The 17,160-nt window shown below is 68.9% G+C and carries 16 protein-coding genes; 1 reads left to right on the top strand and 15 read right to left on the bottom strand.

The features are described from left to right. Positions 1–21: 21 nt before the first annotated feature. Positions 22–387: an iron-sulfur cluster insertion protein ErpA gene (erpA, locus tag HOW07_RS00335; protein WP_064296983.1), complete on the bottom strand. Its 366-nt coding sequence runs from the start codon at positions 385–387 to the stop codon at positions 22–24. Between the two features lie 106 nt (positions 388–493). Next, a complete protein-coding gene (locus tag HOW07_RS00330; protein ID WP_175115807.1) occupies positions 494–1,939 on the bottom strand; it encodes a dipeptidase in 1,446 nt (481 codons plus the stop codon). Positions 1,940–1,982: 43 nt separating this feature from the next. Between HOW07_RS00330 and HOW07_RS00325 the strand changes: the two genes are divergently transcribed. Next, complete coding sequence (locus tag HOW07_RS00325; protein WP_064296985.1) at positions 1,983–2,582, top strand: DUF3043 domain-containing protein; 600 nt, start codon at positions 1,983–1,985, stop codon at positions 2,580–2,582. Between the two features lie 69 nt (positions 2,583–2,651). Here HOW07_RS00325 and HOW07_RS00320 read toward each other — a convergent pair whose 3' ends face one another. The 13 genes from HOW07_RS00320 to murC form a co-directional block, all read right to left on the bottom strand. Beyond that, positions 2,652–3,689 (bottom strand): quinone-dependent dihydroorotate dehydrogenase, encoded by a 1,038-nt coding sequence (locus tag HOW07_RS00320; RefSeq protein ID WP_175115805.1) that lies wholly within the window; start codon positions 3,687–3,689, stop codon positions 2,652–2,654. Between the two features lie 3 nt (positions 3,690–3,692). Beyond that, positions 3,693–4,175, bottom strand: coding sequence for a transcriptional regulator NrdR (nrdR, locus tag HOW07_RS00315; protein WP_064296987.1), 483 nt, complete (start codon positions 4,173–4,175; stop codon positions 3,693–3,695). Continuing rightward, on the bottom strand, positions 4,175–5,545 hold the full coding sequence (hisD, locus tag HOW07_RS00310) for a histidinol dehydrogenase (protein WP_175115804.1): 1,371 nt from the start codon (positions 5,543–5,545) through the stop codon (positions 4,175–4,177). Before hisD ends, nrdR begins: the two co-directional genes overlap by 1 nt. Positions 5,546–5,606: 61 nt before the next feature. After that, a complete protein-coding gene (gene dnaE, locus HOW07_RS00305) occupies positions 5,607–9,071 on the bottom strand; it encodes a DNA polymerase III subunit alpha (protein WP_064297037.1) in 3,465 nt (1,154 codons plus the stop codon). 191 nt (positions 9,072–9,262) lie between these two features. Beyond that, complete coding sequence (locus HOW07_RS00300; protein WP_071260274.1) at positions 9,263–10,186, bottom strand: RluA family pseudouridine synthase; 924 nt, start codon at positions 10,184–10,186, stop codon at positions 9,263–9,265. Further along, positions 10,183–10,863: a signal peptidase II gene (gene lspA, locus HOW07_RS00295; RefSeq protein ID WP_175115803.1), complete on the bottom strand. Its 681-nt coding sequence runs from the start codon at positions 10,861–10,863 to the stop codon at positions 10,183–10,185. Before lspA ends, HOW07_RS00300 begins: the two co-directional genes overlap by 4 nt. Then, on the bottom strand, positions 10,823–11,464 hold the full coding sequence (locus HOW07_RS00290; protein ID WP_064296990.1) for a DivIVA domain-containing protein: 642 nt from the start codon (positions 11,462–11,464) through the stop codon (positions 10,823–10,825). Before HOW07_RS00290 ends, lspA begins: the two co-directional genes overlap by 41 nt. Before the next feature lie 174 nt (positions 11,465–11,638). Next, complete coding sequence (locus tag HOW07_RS00285) at positions 11,639–11,935, bottom strand: YggT family protein (RefSeq protein WP_064296991.1); 297 nt, start codon at positions 11,933–11,935, stop codon at positions 11,639–11,641. A 7-nt stretch (positions 11,936–11,942) separates the two neighbouring features. Next, complete coding sequence (locus tag HOW07_RS00280; RefSeq protein WP_064296992.1) at positions 11,943–12,458, bottom strand: cell division protein SepF; 516 nt, start codon at positions 12,456–12,458, stop codon at positions 11,943–11,945. A 44-nt stretch (positions 12,459–12,502) separates the two neighbouring features. Beyond that, positions 12,503–13,216 (bottom strand): YggS family pyridoxal phosphate-dependent enzyme, encoded by a 714-nt coding sequence (locus HOW07_RS00275; protein ID WP_371743533.1) that lies wholly within the window; start codon positions 13,214–13,216, stop codon positions 12,503–12,505. Continuing rightward, the gene (gene ftsZ, locus HOW07_RS00270) at positions 13,216–14,472 is read right to left on the bottom strand and encodes a cell division protein FtsZ (protein WP_121290578.1); all 1,257 of its coding nucleotides are present in this window, start codon (positions 14,470–14,472) and stop codon (positions 13,216–13,218) included. Before ftsZ ends, HOW07_RS00275 begins: the two co-directional genes overlap by 1 nt. A gap of 160 nt (positions 14,473–14,632) precedes the next feature. Next, complete coding sequence (locus HOW07_RS19735; protein WP_175115802.1) at positions 14,633–15,727, bottom strand: FtsQ-type POTRA domain-containing protein; 1,095 nt, start codon at positions 15,725–15,727, stop codon at positions 14,633–14,635. 10 nt (positions 15,728–15,737) lie between these two features. Beyond that, positions 15,738–17,150 (bottom strand): UDP-N-acetylmuramate--L-alanine ligase, encoded by a 1,413-nt coding sequence (gene murC, locus HOW07_RS00260; RefSeq protein WP_175115801.1) that lies wholly within the window; start codon positions 17,148–17,150, stop codon positions 15,738–15,740. Positions 17,151–17,160: the final 10 nt, after the last annotated feature.

Here is a 17,160-nt window from a genome sequence, read left to right as displayed (position 1 = left end):
CCCCTTCAGGAAGAATCTGGCTCAGTGGAAGCTGTCGCCGCAGGCGCAGCTACCCTCGGCGTTGGGGTTGTCGATGGTGAACCCCTGCTTCTGGATGGTGTCCTCGAAGTCGATCTTGGCGCCGTCGAGGTAGGGGACGCTCATCTTGTCGACGATGACCTCGACGCCGTCGAAGTCGACCGTGGCGTCGCCGTCGAGCATGCGCTCGTCGAAGTACAGCTGGTAGATGAGGCCCGAGCATCCGCCCGGCTGCACGGCCACGCGGAGACGGAGGTCGTCGCGACCCTCCTGCTCGAGGAGGCTCTTGACCTTCTGCGCCGCCGTGTCGGACAGGCCGACGCCGTGAGCCGCGTCGATCTTGGTCTCGGTCAGGATGGTGTCGCTCATGATGCTCCTCGCGAGGTCTGGCGGCGCCGGGTCGACGCCTGTGTGAGATTCTACCGCCTGCCGCGACGGACGCACCCCTGGAAGTGCGGCGGCGCGTCCGTCGCGTCTACGCGTCCGAGGACGGACGGGGTGCGGCCGCCAGGCGAGCGAGGAGCACCGCCTCCGTGAGGATCGCCTTCTGGAAGACGCCGAGGTGCAGCGACTCGTTCGGGCTGTGGGCGCGCGAGTGCGGGTCCTCGACACCGGTGACGAGGATCTGGGCGTCCGGGAAGACCCGGACGAGGTCGGCGATGAACGGGATCGATCCGCCGACACCCGTCTCCACGGGCTCGACCTCCCAGGCGTCGGCCATGGCGCGCTTCGCCTCGGCGACGGCCCAACCGCTCGTGTCCACGAGGAACGGGCTCCCCTGGTCGACCTCGTCGATCGTCAGCTGCGCGCCGAACGGGCTGTTGGCGAGGAGGTGGGCCTCGAGTGCACGGTAGGCCTCGGCCGGATCCTGCCCGGGGGCGATCCGCGCACTGATGCGAACCGACACCTCCGGGATGAGCGTGTTCGAGGCGTTGGCCACCGACGGTGCGTCGATGCCCGTGACGGTGATCGCGGGCTGCGACCAGATCCGGCTGAGGATCGAGCCGCGTCCGATCGGCGTGACCCCCTCGGACAGACCTGACTCGGCGCGGAGCTGCGCCTCGTCGAACTCCGGGGTGACGGCGTCGTGCGAGGTGAGTCCGGCGACCGCCACCGAACCGTCCGCGTCCCACAGTGTCGCGAGCAGGGTGACCGCGGCCAGCATCGCGTCCGGCACCGCTCCCCCGAGCATCCCGGAGTGGGAGGCGTGGTCGAGGGTCTTCACGCGCAGCCGGAACGTGACGTTGCCGCGCAGACCGATCGTCAGCGCCGGCGTCCGCTCGTCCCAGTTGTCGCTGTCGGCGACGACGATCACGTCCGCAGCGAGGGTGTCGCGGTGCTCCTCCAGGAAGGAACCGAAGGACCGCGAGCCGAACTCCTCCTCGCCCTCGATGAACAGCACGATACCGAGGTCGAGGTCGGAACCGAGGACCTCGGTGACGGCCCGGATCGCGGCGATGTGGGACATGACGCCGGCCTTGTCGTCAGCCGCGCCCCGTCCGTAGATGCGGCCGTCGCGGACGGTCGGCTCGAACGGCGGCGAGTCCCACTTGTCGTCGCTTCCGGGGGGCTGGACGTCGTGGTGCGCGTAGAGCAGCACGGTCGGTCGGCCGTTCCGTGGTTCGCGGCGGGCCAGCACGGCGGGCTGCCCGAGCTCCGCTCCGCCGTCGATGGCGGACCGCCGCACCGAGACCTCGTCGAAGACACCGAGACCGCGTGCGAGCTCCGCGACCGCCTCGGCACTCCGCGCCACCTCGGCCGCGTCGAACGCCGACCACGACACCGAGGGGATGCGGACGAGCGCCGACAGATCGGCGATCGACGACGGCAACGCACCGGTGACGGATTCGCGCAGCCGATCGAGGACTTCCTGGTCGTTGCGTGGGTCTTGGGTCGATTCCGTCGTGGTACCTGTCGTCATGCGAGTAATCTTAAGGGAATCCCCGAATCAAGGACGTTCCATCGTGGCCAAACAGCAGAGCACCCCGGCATCAGAGCCGATCGTCGAGACCGCAGCGCAGACGGCTGAGCGCCTCGCCCGCGGCGCCAAGGAGGCGAAGGGTCGACCGACCCCGTCCCGGGCGGAACGCGAGGCGCAGAACAAGCGTCCACTCGTCCCCTCCGACCGCAAGGAGGCCTCGAAGGCGGCGAAGGCGCAGCAGGCCGAGGCACGGAGGCGGGCGCAGGCCGGCATGGCCGCCGGCGACGACAAGTTCCTCCCGGCACGCGAGCGCGGCCCGCAGAAGAAGTTCGTCCGCGACTACGTCGACGCCCGGTTCAACATCGGTGAGTTCATGATCCCGGTGATGTTCCTCGTGATCATCCTCACCTTCATGCCGGTGCCCGAGATCCAGGTCTACGGCATGCTCACCCTCTGGGTGTTCTTCATCATCGCGATCGCCGACTGCTTCTTCCTCGGCTTCCGCGTCCGGAAGGCGCTGCGGGCGAAGTTCGGGCAGGACGAGCGGGGCGTGCGCTGGTACGCCGCCATGCGCGCGCTGCAGCTGCGCCCGCTCCGCCTGCCCAAGCCGCAGGTCAAGCGCGGCCAGTTCCCCAACAAGTAGTCCCACGAAACCGAACGCCCGCCGGTCCCAGACCGGCGGGCGTTCGTCGTCGACAGCGCGTGGTACCGCTCAGCGGCCGGTTCGAGCCAGTCGGTCGAGTCCGCGGTTGATGTGCCTCGCCCAGAGCGGCCCGCGGTACAGGAACGCCGTGTACCCCTGCACCAGCGTGGCTCCCGCGGCCAGACGCTCCTGGACGTCCTCGGCGGTGTCGACGCCTCCGACCGAGATGACGCACAACTCCGGGGGCACGATGGCCCGGATGCGCCGCAGGACGACGAGCGAGCGGGCGGCCAGCGGCGCACCGGACAGTCCGCCGGCCCCGGCCGCCTCGACGATGGCGGGATCGGTGGTCAGTCCGTCGCGCGAGATGGTCGTGTTCGTCGCGATGACGCCGTCCAGGCCGAGTTCCACGACCAGCGCTGCGATGCGGTCGACCTCCGCATCGCTGAGGTCGGGCGCGATCTTGACGAGCAACGGCGTCGAACCGGCGGCGGCGCGGACGGCCTCGAGCAGCGGCGCGAGCTGGTCGAGCTCCTGGAGGCCGCGGAGCCCAGGGGTGTTCGGCGAGCTGACGTTGACCACGAGGTAGTCGGCCACGGGCGCGAGGAGCGTCGCGCTCCGGACGTAGTCGGCCGTGGCGTCGGCGACGTCCACGACACGGCTCTTGCCGATGTTTACGCCGAGGACGGGTCGGCGGCTCACCCGCGCGGTCCGTTCGAGCCGACGCCTGGCCTGGTCGGCTCCCCCGTTGTTGAAGCCCATGCGGTTGACGACCGCCCGATCGGCGATGAGTCGGAACAGTCGGGGCTTGGGATTACCTGGCTGCGGGATCGCCGTGATCGTGCCCACCTCGACATGGCCGAACCCGAGCAGTCCGAGACCGAGGACGCCCTTGCCGTCCTTGTCGAAGCCGGCGGCGACACCGAACGGGGTCTCGAACCGCAGCCCCAGCGTCTCCACCGACTGGTCGAGTCGCGGCAGCGTCCAGCGCCTGATGGCGGGGCCGAGGCCGGTCGCGGGAAGCGCGCGGATGACGTCGAAAGCCAGGTGGTGTGCGCGTTCGGGATCGAGCTTGGACAGCACCTGGGCGAAGAGGAAGCGGTACACGGCTCAGAGCTCCTCGGACGGGACGGGGGCGGCGCCCGAAGCGTGCTCGACGCGCAGCAGCGCGATCGCGGACTCGAAGTCGTCGAGCGATTCGAAGGCCTGGTACACGCTGGCGAAGCGGAGGTACGCGACCTCGTCCAGCTCCCGCAGCGGTGCGAGGATCGCCAGTCCGATGTCGTTCGCGTCGATCTGCGACGCGCCGGTGGCCCGGATGGACTCCTCCACCCGCTGAGCCAGGACGGCGAGGTCCGAGTCCGTCACCGGGCGGCCCTGGCAGGCCTTGCGGACACCGCTCACGACCTTCTCCCGGCTGAAGGGCTCAACCACGCCGGAACGCTTGATCACACCGAGACTCGAGGTCTCCATGGTGCTGAAGCGCCTCCCGCACTCGGGGCACTGCCGACGTCGGCGGATGGCGAGTCCGTCGTCGCTGGTGCGGGAGTCGATCACCCGGGAGTCCGGGTGGCGGCAGAACGGGCAGTACATCAGCGGGCTCCCTCGGGGGTGGTGGGGGCGGTGGTGTCGTCCGCCGCACGGATCTCGGCATCGACGAGCCCGAAGCGGGCCGTCACCGCCTCGCCGTGCGCCGGCAGGTCCTCCGAACCCGAGAGGGCGACGATGTGGGCCGAGACCTGACGGAGCGCCGGTTCGTCGTACCGGACGACCTGCTGCGGCCGGAGGAAGGTGAACGCTCCGAGGCCCGAGGAGAACCGTGCCTGGCCGCCCGTCGGGAGGACGTGGTTCGACCCGGCCAGGTAGTCTCCGAGGCTCACCGGGGTGTGATCGCCGAGGAAGATCGCGCCGGCGTTCGTGATGGCGCCGAGGAGCGACTCGGGGTCGCGGGTCTGCACCTCGAGGTGCTCGGGCCCGTACGCGTTGCTGAACGCCACGGCCGCCTCGAGGTCGTCCACGAGCACGATCGCCGACTGCGGCCCGCCCAGGGCCTCGACGACGCGCGCTCCGTGACGGGTGCCCGCGGCGTACCGCTGCAGCCACTCCTCCACCGCGGTCGCGAGCGCCGCGCTGTCGGTGACGAGCAGCGATGCCGCCGCCTCGTCGTGTTCCGCCTGGCTGACGAGGTCGGCTGCGACGAGCCGGGCATCGGCCCCGGCGTCCGCGATGACCAGGATCTCGGTGGTCCCGGCTTCGGCGTCGATCCCCACCTGCCCCTTCACGAGGCGCTTGGCGGCCGCCACGAAGATGTTGCCCGGGCCGGTCACGACATCGACCGGGTCGAGGACGAGGTCGGGCACTCCGTAGGCGAATGCACCGATCGCTCCGGCGCCACCCATGGCGTAGACCTCGGTCACCCCGAGCAGCCCGGCGGCGCCGAGGATCGTCGGGTGGACGCGGCCGCCGAACTCGCGCTGCGGGGGCGAAGCGAGCGCCACGGAGCCGACGCCGGCCTCCTGGGCCGGCACGACGTTCATGACGACGCTCGACGGGTAGACGGCCTTCCCACCCGGGACGTAGAGGCCGACACGGCCGACCGGGGCCCAGCGCTGCACGACGGTCGCGCCGTCGCCGAGCTCGGTCGTGCGCTCCGGCGGGACCTGCGCCCTGGTGGCCGTCCGGACCCGGTCGATGGCCTCGACGAGCGCGGCGCGCACGGCCGGCTCGAGTGCCGTGACGGCGGCGTCGATCTCGGCCTGCGGGACGCGGATCCGCTCGGGGCGTCCCCCGTCGAACCGGTCCGCCTGCGCCAAGAGGGCCTCGGACCCGTCCGCTCGGACGTCGTCGATCAGCGTCTGAGCGGCATGCGCTGCCGCGGTGATGTCGACGACGGGACGGGGCAGCATGTCCAGGAGCTCGGTGCGGCTCGGCCGCACTCCCCTGAGGTCAATGGTGGTGATCATGGCCGTCACAGCCTATCGTCCGCAGCGGACCGTCCCGGCTGCCGCCCGCGCCCGAGCGGGCTCAGCCGAGACAGTTCGGGCCGAGCAGGGACTTCAGCTCGCCGAAGAGTCCGGACGAGAGGCTGACGCGATGGGGCAGCTCGAACACCCGCGCGATCTCGCCTCGGATGAGCTTCAACCGGACCTCGGTCGACCCGGCGTGCCGCGTCAGGACGTCGCTGAGCGTGGTCACCGTCTCGGTCGTCGCCCGGGCGTCCGCCATCGACAGCTGGAGCATGCGGTCGGCACCGGCCTCTGGCAGTTCGGGCGAGAAGATGCTGTACGCGTGGAGGTTCATCCCGTCGTCTCGGACACTGACCCGCCCGCGGACCACCACGATCGAGTCGCCGACGAGTTCGGAGGCGAACTCCTGATACGCCTTGCCCATGAACATGGCGGTCATCTCGCCGCCGAAGTCCTCGACCTGGATCATGCCGTACTGGTTGCCGGAGGCCTTGGCGATCCGATGCTGGACACTCGTGACGAGCCCCGAGATCACGACGGTCTCGCCGTCCATGCCCTCGGAGGTCATGAGGTCGGTGATGGTCGTCGTGGCGTGCTTCGCCAGCTCGATCTCGAGTCCGGCCAGCGGGTGGTCCGAGACGTACAGCCCCAGCATCTCCCGCTCGAAGTTGAGTTTGTCGCGCTTGCTCCAGTCGGGACGCGCGGGGACGCTCGCGAGCGGCACCTCGCCGACCTCGGCGAACAGGCTGTCGAAGTCGAAGCCGATGCTCCCGGAGGCCTCGGCACGCTTGTCCTTCACGACCGAGTCGACGGCGTCCTCGTGGATCTCGTAGAGCGCACGTCTGCTGTCGCCCATGGAGTCGAACGCGCCGGCTTTGATGAGCGACTCGATGGTCCGCTTGTTCGCCACCGGCAGCGGCACCTTGCGGAGGAAGTCGTGGAAGGAGGTGAACCGCCCCTCGCGCTCGCGTGCCTGCCGGATGAGCTCCACGACGTTCGAACCGACGTTGCGCACGGCACCCAGGCCGAACCGGATGTCCTCCCCGACTGCGGCGAAGAACCCGATGGACTCGTTGACGTCGGGTGGCAGGACCTGGATCCCCATGCGGCGGCACTCGTTGAGGTAGAGCGCCATCTTGTCCTTGGAGTCGCCGACACTCGTCAGCAGACCGGCCATGTACTCGGCCGGATAGTGCGCCTTGAGGTACGCCGTCCAGTAGGAGATGACCCCGTAGGCGGCGGAGTGCGCTTTGTTGAAGGCGTAGTCCGAGAACGGGAGGAGGATCTCCCACAGCTTGTTGACGGCCTCCATCGAGAACCCGTTCGCGACCATGCCGCCGGAGAAGCCCTCGAACTGCTTGTCCAGTTCGGACTTCTTCTTCTTGCCCATCGCGCGACGGAGGATGTCGGCCTGTCCGAGGGAGAAGCCGGCCACCTTCTGCGCGATCGCCATCACCTGCTCCTGGTAGATGATGAGGCCGTAGCTCGTCGACAGGATCTCGGAGAGCGGTTCCTCGAGCTGCGGATGGATCGGGGTGATCTCCTGCAGGCCGTTCTTCCGCAGCGCGTAGTTCGTGTGCGAGTTCGCGCCCATCGGCCCGGGCCGGTACAGGGCGATCAACGCCGAGATGTCCTCGAAGTTGTCGGGCTTCATGAGGCGGAGCAGCGCGCGCATCGGTCCGCCGTCGAGCTGGAACACCCCGAGGGTGTCGCCTCGGGACAGGAGTTCGTAGGCGCCGCGGTCGTCGAGCTCGAGATCCTCGAGGACGAGGTCGAGATCGCGGTTGCTCTTGATGTTGTCGAGGGCGTCGTTGATGATCGTCAGGTTGCGCAACCCGAGGAAGTCCATCTTGATCAATCCGAGGGACTCGCACGCCGGGTAGTCGAACTGCGTGACGATCTGGCCGTCCTGCTCGCGCTTCATGATCGGGATGATGTCGATGAGCGGGTCGCTCGACATGATCACGCCGGCCGCGTGCACGCCCCACTGACGCTTCAGGTTCTCGATGCCGAGCGCGGTCTCGAAGACGGTCCGCGCCTCCGGGTCGGTGTCGAGGATGCCACGGAGGTCGACCGCCTCCTTGTACCGCGGGTGCTTGGTGTCGAGGATGCCCTCGAGCGGGATGTCCTTGCCCATGACCGCCGGCGGCATGGCCTTCGTCAGCTTGTCGCCCATGCCGAACGGGAAGCCGAGGACGCGCGACGAGTCCTTGAGCGCCTGCTTGGCCTTGATGGTGCCGTACGTGACGATCTGCGCGACGCGCTCGTCGCCGTACTTCTCGGTGACGTACTTGATGACCTCGCCGCGGCGGCGGTCGTCGAAGTCGACGTCGAAGTCGGGCATCGAGACGCGGTCGGGGTTGAGGAACCGCTCGAAGATGAGCCCGTGGCGGAGTGGGTCGAGATCGGTGATCTGCATCGCGTACGCCGCCATGGAACCCGCACCGGAACCACGACCGGGCCCGACGCGGATGCCGTTGCGCTTCGACCACTGGATGAAGTCGGCGACGACGAGGAAGTACCCGGGGAAGCCCATCTGCACGATGACGCGCGTCTCGTAGTTCGCACGCTCGCGGACGTCGGCGGGGATCCCGTTCGGGTACCGCAGGTTCAGCCCGGTCTCGACCTCCTTGATGAACCAGCTCTCCTCGTTCTCCCCCTCCGGCACGGGGAAGCGCGGCATGTAGTTGGCCGAGGTGTCGAAGGCGACGTCGCATCGCTCGGCGATCGCGAGGGTGTTGTCGCACGCCTCGGGGTACTCGCGGAACAGCCGGCGCATCTCGTCCGCGGACTTCAGGTAGAACTCGTCGGCGTCGAACTTGAAGCGGTTCGGGTCGTTGAGCGTGGAACCGGACTGCACGCAGAGGAGGGCGGCGTGCGCTTTGGCGTCCGCGGCGTGTGTGTAGTGGAGGTCGTTCGTCGCGAGGAGCGGGAGACCGAGGTCTTTCGACAGCCTGATGAGGTCGGCCATGATCCGGCGCTCGATCCCGAGCCCGTGGTCCATGATCTCGCAGAAGTAGTTCTCCGCGCCGAAGATGTCGCGGAAGTCCGCAGCGGCCTTGACCGCCTCGTCGTACTGGCCGAGACGGAGTCTCGTCTGCACCTCGCCACTCGGGCAGCCGGTCGTCGCGATGAGGCCGGCGCTGTACTGGCTCAGGATCTCGCGGTCCATGCGCGGCTTGAAGTAGTACCCCTCGATCGACGCCTTCGACGAGAGCCGGAAGAGGTTGTGCATCCCCTCGGTCGTCTCCGAGAGCAAGGTCATGTGCGTGTAGGCGCCGGCGCCGGAGACGTCGTCTCCCCCGCCGTCGCCCCACTTGATCCGCGTCCGGTCGCCGCGCGCGGTCCCCGGGGTGATGTACGCCTCGGTCCCGATGATCGGCTTGATCCCGGCATCGGTCGCCGTGCGCCAGAAGTCGAAGGCGCCGAACATGTTGCCGTGGTCGGTCACGGCGACGGCGGGCATGCCCTGCTCGACCGCGGCCTGGATGAGCGGCTTCACGCGGGCTGCTCCGTCGAGCATCGAATACTCGCTGTGGACGTGCAGATGGACGAACGAATCGGTGGACGTGGGCACGGACGGCGCCTCCGGGGATCGTGCTGTGGGGTTCGGCGCGGACGCCGAGGTGGTCTGTGATCCAGCCTAACCGTCACCGCTGACGGTCGACTCCTGCGACGTCGTCACGCACGGCGACGGGAGGGCTGGGCGTCGGCTCAGTCGAGTTCGAGCACGGACAGGGCGTGCTGGAGGTCCGCCGGATAGGCAGCCTCGAACCGCACGAACTCCCCCGTGGCCGGGTGGGCGAACCCGAGCTTCGTGGCGTGGAGCCACTGGCGGGTGAGCCCCAGCCGCGCTGAGAGCGCAGCGTCGGCTCCGTACATCGTGTCGCCGACGCAGGGGTGCCGCTGGGCCGCCATGTGCACGCGGATCTGGTGGGTGCGGCCGGTCTCCAGGTGCACCTCGAGCAGCGAGGCGTACGGGAACGCCTCGAGCGTCTCGTAGTGGGTGATCGACGGCTTGCCGTCGGCTGTCACGGCGAACCGCCAGTCGTGACGCGGATGGCGGCCGATCGGTCCGTCGATGGTGCCCGCGAGTGGATCGGGGTGCCCCTGCACCACAGCGCGGTAGATCTTCTCCACCTCGCGGTCGTGGAAGGCCCGCTTGAGCCAGGTGTATGCCCGCTCGGTCTTCGCGACGACCATGAGGCCGCTCGTCCCGGCGTCCAGCCGATGGACGATGCCTGCGCGCTCGGCGGCTCCCGAGGTCGAGATGCGGAAGCCCGCCGCCGCGAGGGCACCGAGCACCGTCGGTCCCTCCCAACCGACCGAAGGATGCGCCGCGACGCCCGCAGGCTTGTCGACGACGACGATCTCGTCGTCGTCGTGGACGATGCCGAGGTCGGGGACGGCGATCGGGACGATCACGGCCTCCCGTCGAGGCGTCCATTCGATCTCGAGCCAGGCGCCGCCGAGCAGGCGATCGGACTTGTCGACCGACTTCCCGTTCATGGCGACTCCGCCGGCCAAGGCCACCTCGGCCGCGTAGCTGCGCGAGAAGCCCAGGAGCTTGGCGAGTCCGGCGTCGACGCGCTCGCCGTCGAGTCCGTCGGGGACGTACAGGCTGCGGGACTCGTTCACGGGCGACCTGCGTCCGGGTTCGCGTCGCCAGGCTCTGCGGGATCGAGGGTGGCCGCGTCGGCTTCGGCCTCGCGGTCCTCCGCCTCCTGGGCGGCCCGTTCACTCGCTCGCGTCGTGCGCGTGCCGTCGAGGTTGACACCGAAGAGCGTCAGGAGGATGAACAGCGCCATGCTGACCACGATGCAGATGTCGGCCACGTTGTAGATCGCGGGGAGCATCCAGGGCGTCGAGATGAAGTCGACGACGTGGCCGAGGCCGAAGGACGGCTCTCGGAAGAGGCGGTCGGTCAGATTGCCGAGCACGCCGCCGAGGAGCAGACCGAAGACGATCGCCCACGCTCGCGAACGGATGCGGCGCGCGAACCAGACGATGACGATGACGACGACCGCGGCGAGGATCGAGAAGATCCAGGTGTAGCCGGCCCCCAGCGAGAAGGCGGCACCCGAATTCTTGACGAAGTACAGGACCAGCGCCTGCCCGAAGACGGGGACGGACTCACCGACCGTCAGGTTGGTGGTGACGAGGAACTTCGTGAACTGATCGGCCGAATAGGCCACGACGGCAACCAGCGCCAGGACTGCAAGAGTCCTGGCGCTGGCCTTCGACGGTGATGCGGGAGACAACCGGGTGTCTGCGCTAGACCGCTGCGCTGTCGGCGGTGACGCCGGACTTCGCATCGGGAGCGGAGCTCGACGACGAGGCGTCGAGGTCCTTCAGCTGACCCTCGATGTAGCTGCGGAGCTGCGAGCGGTACTCACGCTCGAAGTTGCGCAGCTCGTCGATCTTGTGCTCCAGCACGGAGCGCTCCTGCTCGAGGATCTGCATCTGTGCGCGCTGCTTGGCCTCGGCCTCGGCGACGACACGTGCTGCGGTCGCGTGACCTTCGGCGATGAGTGCGTCGCGACGCTGAGCGCCCTCTGCGACGTGCTCGTCGTGCAGGCGGCGCGCCAGCTGCAGGAGGTTGTTGGAGCTCTCGGCCGTGTTGTCGGTCGACTCGGCGGCAGGAGCCGCTGCGGGTGCGACGACCGGAGCCGGTGCGGGAGCGGGCTCAGCCTTCGCGAGCGCGGCGGGAGCGGAGGAGCCGCCCTTCTGCAGCTCGGCGACCTTGGCCTCGGCCGCGGTCAGCTTCTGCTGGACCTCGTCCTTCTCCTGGATGAGGCGACGCAGTTCGACGACGACCTCGTCGAGGAAGTCGTCCACCTCGTCCTGGTCGTAGCCTTCGCGGAACTTGGTCTGCTGAAACCGCTTCTGGACCACGTCTTCGGGAGTGAGCGCCATAGCGAACCACCTTCACTGTCGAATCGAAAATCTGTGTACAACGCCCCCACGCTAGCAAAGTCTGACTCAGTGGGTGAGACATGTTGTCAGCGTCGGAGCTTCCCGTCAGGTGACGGGCGTTCTATCGTAGCCGCACAATCGTCGTGAACCCTGCGCGGGCATCGACGTCGGCGGCTACAGGAGCTGGACGAGCGTCATCGCGATGATGCAACACAGCATCGTCAGCGTCCAACCGAAGTCGAGCGCGACGGGACCGACCGCGACGCGCGGCAGGACGCGGCGGAAGAACCGGATCGGCGGGTCGGTGACCGTGAAACTCAGCTCGGCGAGGACCAGGCCCACGCCCGACGGTCTCCACTGCGGGCGGAGCACCCGAGCCAGGTCGAGGATGAACCGCGCCCAGAGGACGAAGAAGTACAGGAGCAGCGCGAGATAGAGGATCGTGCCGATCACGGAGATGAGAGAAGCCACCCCTCGATTATGACTGAGCGAAGAAGGTCGCCTCGGTCGCTTCCGGTGCACCCTGCCCGTTGTCGCCGGAAACGGCGACGTGCTCGGGCGAGAGCAGGAAGACCTTGCTCGTCACTCGCTCGATCTTCCCGTAGAGGCCCTGCGAGAGGCCACTGGCGAAGTCGATGAGGCGTCGGGCGTCGCCGTCGCTCATCTGGGAGAGGTTGATGATGACCGGGACACCGTCGCGGAAGCTCTCGGCGATGATCTGAGCATCGCGGTACTGCTTGGGGTGCACCGTGAGGATCTCGTTGAGGTCGGAGCTCGGGGCGACCGGCTGACGGACCGGGACCGGCTTGCGCAGCGGGGTCACGGGAGCGGCCTTCTCGACGCGCTCGACCCGCTCTGCGCGCTCAGGACGTTCTGCCCGGCGAGGCTCGGCCTGCTGCGTGGGCTCGGCCTGAGCAGCGTGCTGCTGCTCGTACTCGAGATCATCGTCGGCGAGCCCGAGGTACACCATGGTCTTCTTCAGTGGGTTCGACATCGTTTCCTCCGTGATCTGCGGTCCTTGCACCTTCGAGATTAACGTCACACCGGACGATTCCCGGTGATTGCCGTGCCGATGCGTAGGTGTGTCGCGCCCGCTTCGATCGCCTCGACGTAGTCGTGGCTCATCCCGATCGACAGACCGTCGGCCTGCGGAGCGAGGGATCGCACCCGTGCGGACGCCGCGACGACGCGCGCGAACGCATCGGCCGGCGGCTCGTCGAGCGGCGCGACGGCCATGACGCCTCGCAGGACGACACCCTCGGCCGCGAGCGTCTCCGTGGCGAGCGCTTCCAGCGCCGCATCGCCGACCACGCCGCCACGACCCGGGTCGTCGGTCAGGTTCACCTGGAGGAAGACCTCGAGGAGGCGGTCCGGTGATGAGAGCGCCCGCAGGAGTTCGGGTCGGTCCACCGAGTGCACGGCGTCGACGTATCGGCGCACCTGCTTGGCCTTGTTCGTCTGCAACTGGCCGATGAAGTGCCACCGCAACCCGAGTCCGGACGCAGCCTCGGCCTTGTCTCGGGCCTCCGGGTGTCGGTTCTCCCCCACGTCGGTGACCCCCGCGGCCGCGAGCTGCTGCACGAGTGCGACCGGATGGAACTTCGTCACGACGATGAGCGTCGGCTCATCGGCTCGACCGGCTGCACGGGCGGTGTCTGCGACGCGGCCGCGGATCGCCGCGAGGCGATCGACCAGAGCCGGATCGGGCTCCGAAGAGCCCGATCCGGCCGGGGTGATCGAGTCGCCGCCCACTACTTCAGGAAGTCGGGGATGTCCAGCTCGCCCTCGTCGTCGAACGAGGGGTCGACGACGGCGGTCTCGACGACCGCATCGGGCTGACGGTGCGTCGCGCCGGAGAAGGGCGAGGACGCGTTCTGCCTGGAGCCCCAGTCACCGCCGGAGGCGACCGGCGCCGCAGCAGGTGCCGAGCGGTGCTCGGACGACTCGGAGGCCGGGTTGGCCGAGGTGCTGATCGGAGCACTGGGCGCCTCGTCCGAGGTGCTCATGACGCCGCCCGAGATGACCGCGTCGGCCGGCGAGGCCGCCGTCCTGGTGAGGGGCTCGCCACCGTCGAATCCGGCGGCGATGACCGTCACGCGCACCTCGTCGCCGAGGGTGTCGTCGACGACCGCACCGAAGATGATGTTCGCCTCGGGGTGCACGGCCTCCTGGACGAGCTTGGCTGCGTCGTTGATCTCGAAGATGCCGAGGTTCGAGCCACCCTGGATGGACAGCAGGACACCGTGGGCGCCCTCGATGCTCGCTTCGAGGAGCGGGGAGGCGACGGCGAGTTCGGCCGCCTTGATGGCACGATCCGCGCCACGCGAGGAGCCGATACCCATGAGGGCGGAGCCGGCTCCCTGCATGACCGACTTGACGTCGGCGAAGTCGAGGTTGATGAGGCCGGGGGTGGTGATGAGGTCGGTGATGCCCTGGACACCGGCGAGGAGTACCTGGTCGGCGGTCGCGAACGCCTCGAGCATGCTGATGCCGCGGTCGCTGATCTCCAGCAGGCGGTCGTTCGGCACGACGATGAGCGTGTCGACCTCCTCCTTCAGGCGGGCGACGCCGAGCTCGGCCTGGGCCTGACGGCGACGACCCTCGAAGCCGAAGGGCTTCGTGACGACACCGATGGTCAGCGCACCGATCGACTTCGCGATCCGCGCCACGACGGGTGCGCCACCGGTTCCGGTGCCGCCACCCTCGCCGGCGGTGACGAACACCATGTCGGCGCCGGCGATCGCCTCTTCGATCTCCTCGGCGTGATCCTCCGCCGCACGGCGTCCGACCTCGGGGTCGGCACCGGCGCCGAGGCCGCGGGTGATCTCGCGGCCGACGTCGAGCTTGACGTCGGCATCGCTCATCAGCAGTGCTTGCGCGTCCGTGTTGATGGCGATGAATTCCACGCCTCGGAGGCCGAGCTCGATCATGCGGTTGACCGCGTTGACACCGCCGCCGCCGATACCGACGACCTTGATGACGGCGAGGTAGTTCTGGTTTGTAGTCACTTCAGGCCTCCGTGAGAACTCTCAACCTCTAGTTAAGGTTTAAAGTTATGCTGCGTATGCATTTTTCTGTCCTGAGCACGACGTTAGGGCCCAGCCCCGACCTTGTCGGTACGCTTCCGGGCGTGTCGGCACATCGACGGGAATATCCCGGTGCGCTTCCTCAGCGGACGATGGCGGCGGACGGCGACGACACGTCGTACTGGTTCACCTGGGACGGGTCGGTGGCCGCCATCGTGGTCGCGAGGATCCGCGCTTTCAGGACCGAGTCCTCCGCACTCCCCCACACGACCTCGGCGGGCGAGTCCACGAGCGTGAGGGTGACGTCGTCCGCGGTCGACGCCGAAACGGACGCCACGCGGGCACGCAGATCCGTCGGCAACGCCCGGATCACCGCGGCCGCGGCGACGAAGCCCTTGGAGGTCGGGCCACCGGCGACCATGAGCGTCGGATACCCGGCGATCGGCTGGTCGCTGCGCTCGATCGTGACCCCGGCGGCGTCGACCAGGGTGTACACCGATCCGGACTGCAGCACGCCCACCGGCTCGCGTTCGACGATCCGCACGACGAGTGTGCTCGGAGGCTGGGATTCGAGGGAGTAACTCGCGATGAGCGGGTATCCGACGAGCACCGCCTTGACGGCTCCCGCGTCGACCAGTGCGAGTGGGCGACCCAGCTGGTCACTGAGCGCCTCGGTGATCTCGGCCTGGTTCACCCGGCTCGCACCGACGACCTCGATGGACCGGACTGCCAGCAGCGGCGAATAGGCTCCGGCGATCGAGACGACGATCAGGACGCCGAGGATCGCGGCCGCGATCACCCAAGGACGGTGGCGGCCACGCCTGCGGGCCGTGAACCGACGGATCTCCTGGCGTTCGTGACGACGTCGCAGTTTGGCGGCCTCACGCGGGGTGAGGAACGCCTCGTCAGCGGGTTCGTCCGGGCGCTCCAGGGTCACCGTCGCGGAGGCGGAGGACGTCGCCGTCGGTTTCGCATCGACCTTCGACGACGGGGACGGCGTCGCTGAGGGTGCAGCCGACCTCGATGCCGACTTCGGGCCCGACGGCCGGGCGGATGCGCCGGCACCCGACCGCTTCGGCCGGAGCCGAGCGGCGTCGAGCGCGATGACGTCCGTCTCCTGCTCGGCGACGGGCTCGGCGGTCACGCCGTCGCGGTCGACCGGGGCCGACACCGCCTGCCGTGTCTGACGCTCGGGGCGCGGACCGGCCGCGGGGTCGAAGCCGTCCGGGCGCTTCACCGGACGCCCATCAGACGGACTCGCGACCGGCGATGGCCTCGAGGAGCTGCGGAACGATCCGGTAGACGTCGCCGCATCCGAGCGTGATGACGAAGTCGCCTGGTCGCACGACCGTCGCCGTGTAGTCCGCGGCGCGCTGCCAGTCGTCGATGTACGCGACGCGGTCCGCGTCGGAGAACCGGGTCGACACGGTCGCACCGGTCACGCCGGGCTCGGGGTCCTCGCGCGCACCGTAGACCTCGAGCACGACCGTGTGGTCGGCGTACCGTTCGAGGGCGTCGGCGAACTCCTGGGCGAACAGACGGGTCCGGCTGTACAGGTGCGGCTGGTGGACGGCGATGATGCGACCGTCGCCGACCACCGTGCGCGCTGCGGCGAGGGCTGCGGCGACCTCGGTGGGGTGGTGCGCGTAGTCGTCGTAGACGCTCACACCGTCGACGACACCGTGCAGTTCGAATCGGCGCTGCGTCCCGCCGAAGGCGGTGATGCCTCGGAGCGCGTCCGCCGGGTCGAATCCGACACCGACGAGGACCGCGAAGGCGCCGGCGGCGTTGATGGCGTTGTGGCGCCCGGGCACGCGGAGGGTCGCCGCGTAGCTGGTGCCCTCGTAGCTGAGCTGGAACGAGACCGGACCGGTCGAGCCGACGTCGTGCAGTCGGACATCCGCGTCGGCGGCCTCTCCGAAGGTCAGCACGCGCTTGCCGTCGGCGGCCTCGCGAAGCGCCGGGGTGATCCGGACCGCGCCGGCGTCGTCCGAGGACATGACGACGAGTTCGCGTGCCTGCTGGGCGAAGGTCACGAACGCCTGCTCGAACGCTTCGAGCGAGCCGTAGTGGTCCAAGTGGTCCGGGTCGATGTTCGTGATGAGCGCGACGGCCGTGTCGTAGAGCAGGAACGAACCGTCGGACTCGTCCGCCTCGACGACGAACAGTTCTCCGGCGCCTCTGGCCGAGCTCAGCCCGAGGGATTCGATCACGCCACCGTTGACGAAGCTGGGGTCGGCGCCGAGCTCCAGGAGCGCCGTGATGATCATGCCGGTCGACGTCGTCTTCCCGTGGGCCCCCGCGACGGAGATGAGTCGCGTCCCTGAGGTCAGCCACGCGAGCGCCTGCGACCGGTGCAGGATCGTCAGACCCCGTTCCTTCGCGAGCAGGTACTCGGGGTTGTCCGCCCACAGCGCTCCGGTCACGACGAGGGTGTCCGCATCACCGACGTTCTGCGCATCGTGGCCGATGGCGACCGGGACCCCGAGTTCGCGCAGGGCGTCGATGTTCTTCGACTCGCGCACGTCCGAGCCGGTCACGCGTGATCCGGCGCTCACGAACAACCGTGCGATGCCGCTCATCCCGCTGCCGCCGATGCCGACGAAGTGCACGACGCCGAGGTCGGCGGGGATCTCGACGGTGGGGTCTGGCTTGATCACGGTGTCACGC

Origin of the sequence: Plantibacter sp. MCCC 1A11337 (assembly GCF_013349365.1) — a bacterium.
Lineage (GTDB): Bacteria > Actinomycetota > Actinomycetes > Actinomycetales > Microbacteriaceae > Plantibacter > Plantibacter flavus_A.
The sequence above is the reverse complement of the archived record's forward strand: the minus strand, read 5'-3'. Positions and strand labels throughout refer to the sequence as shown.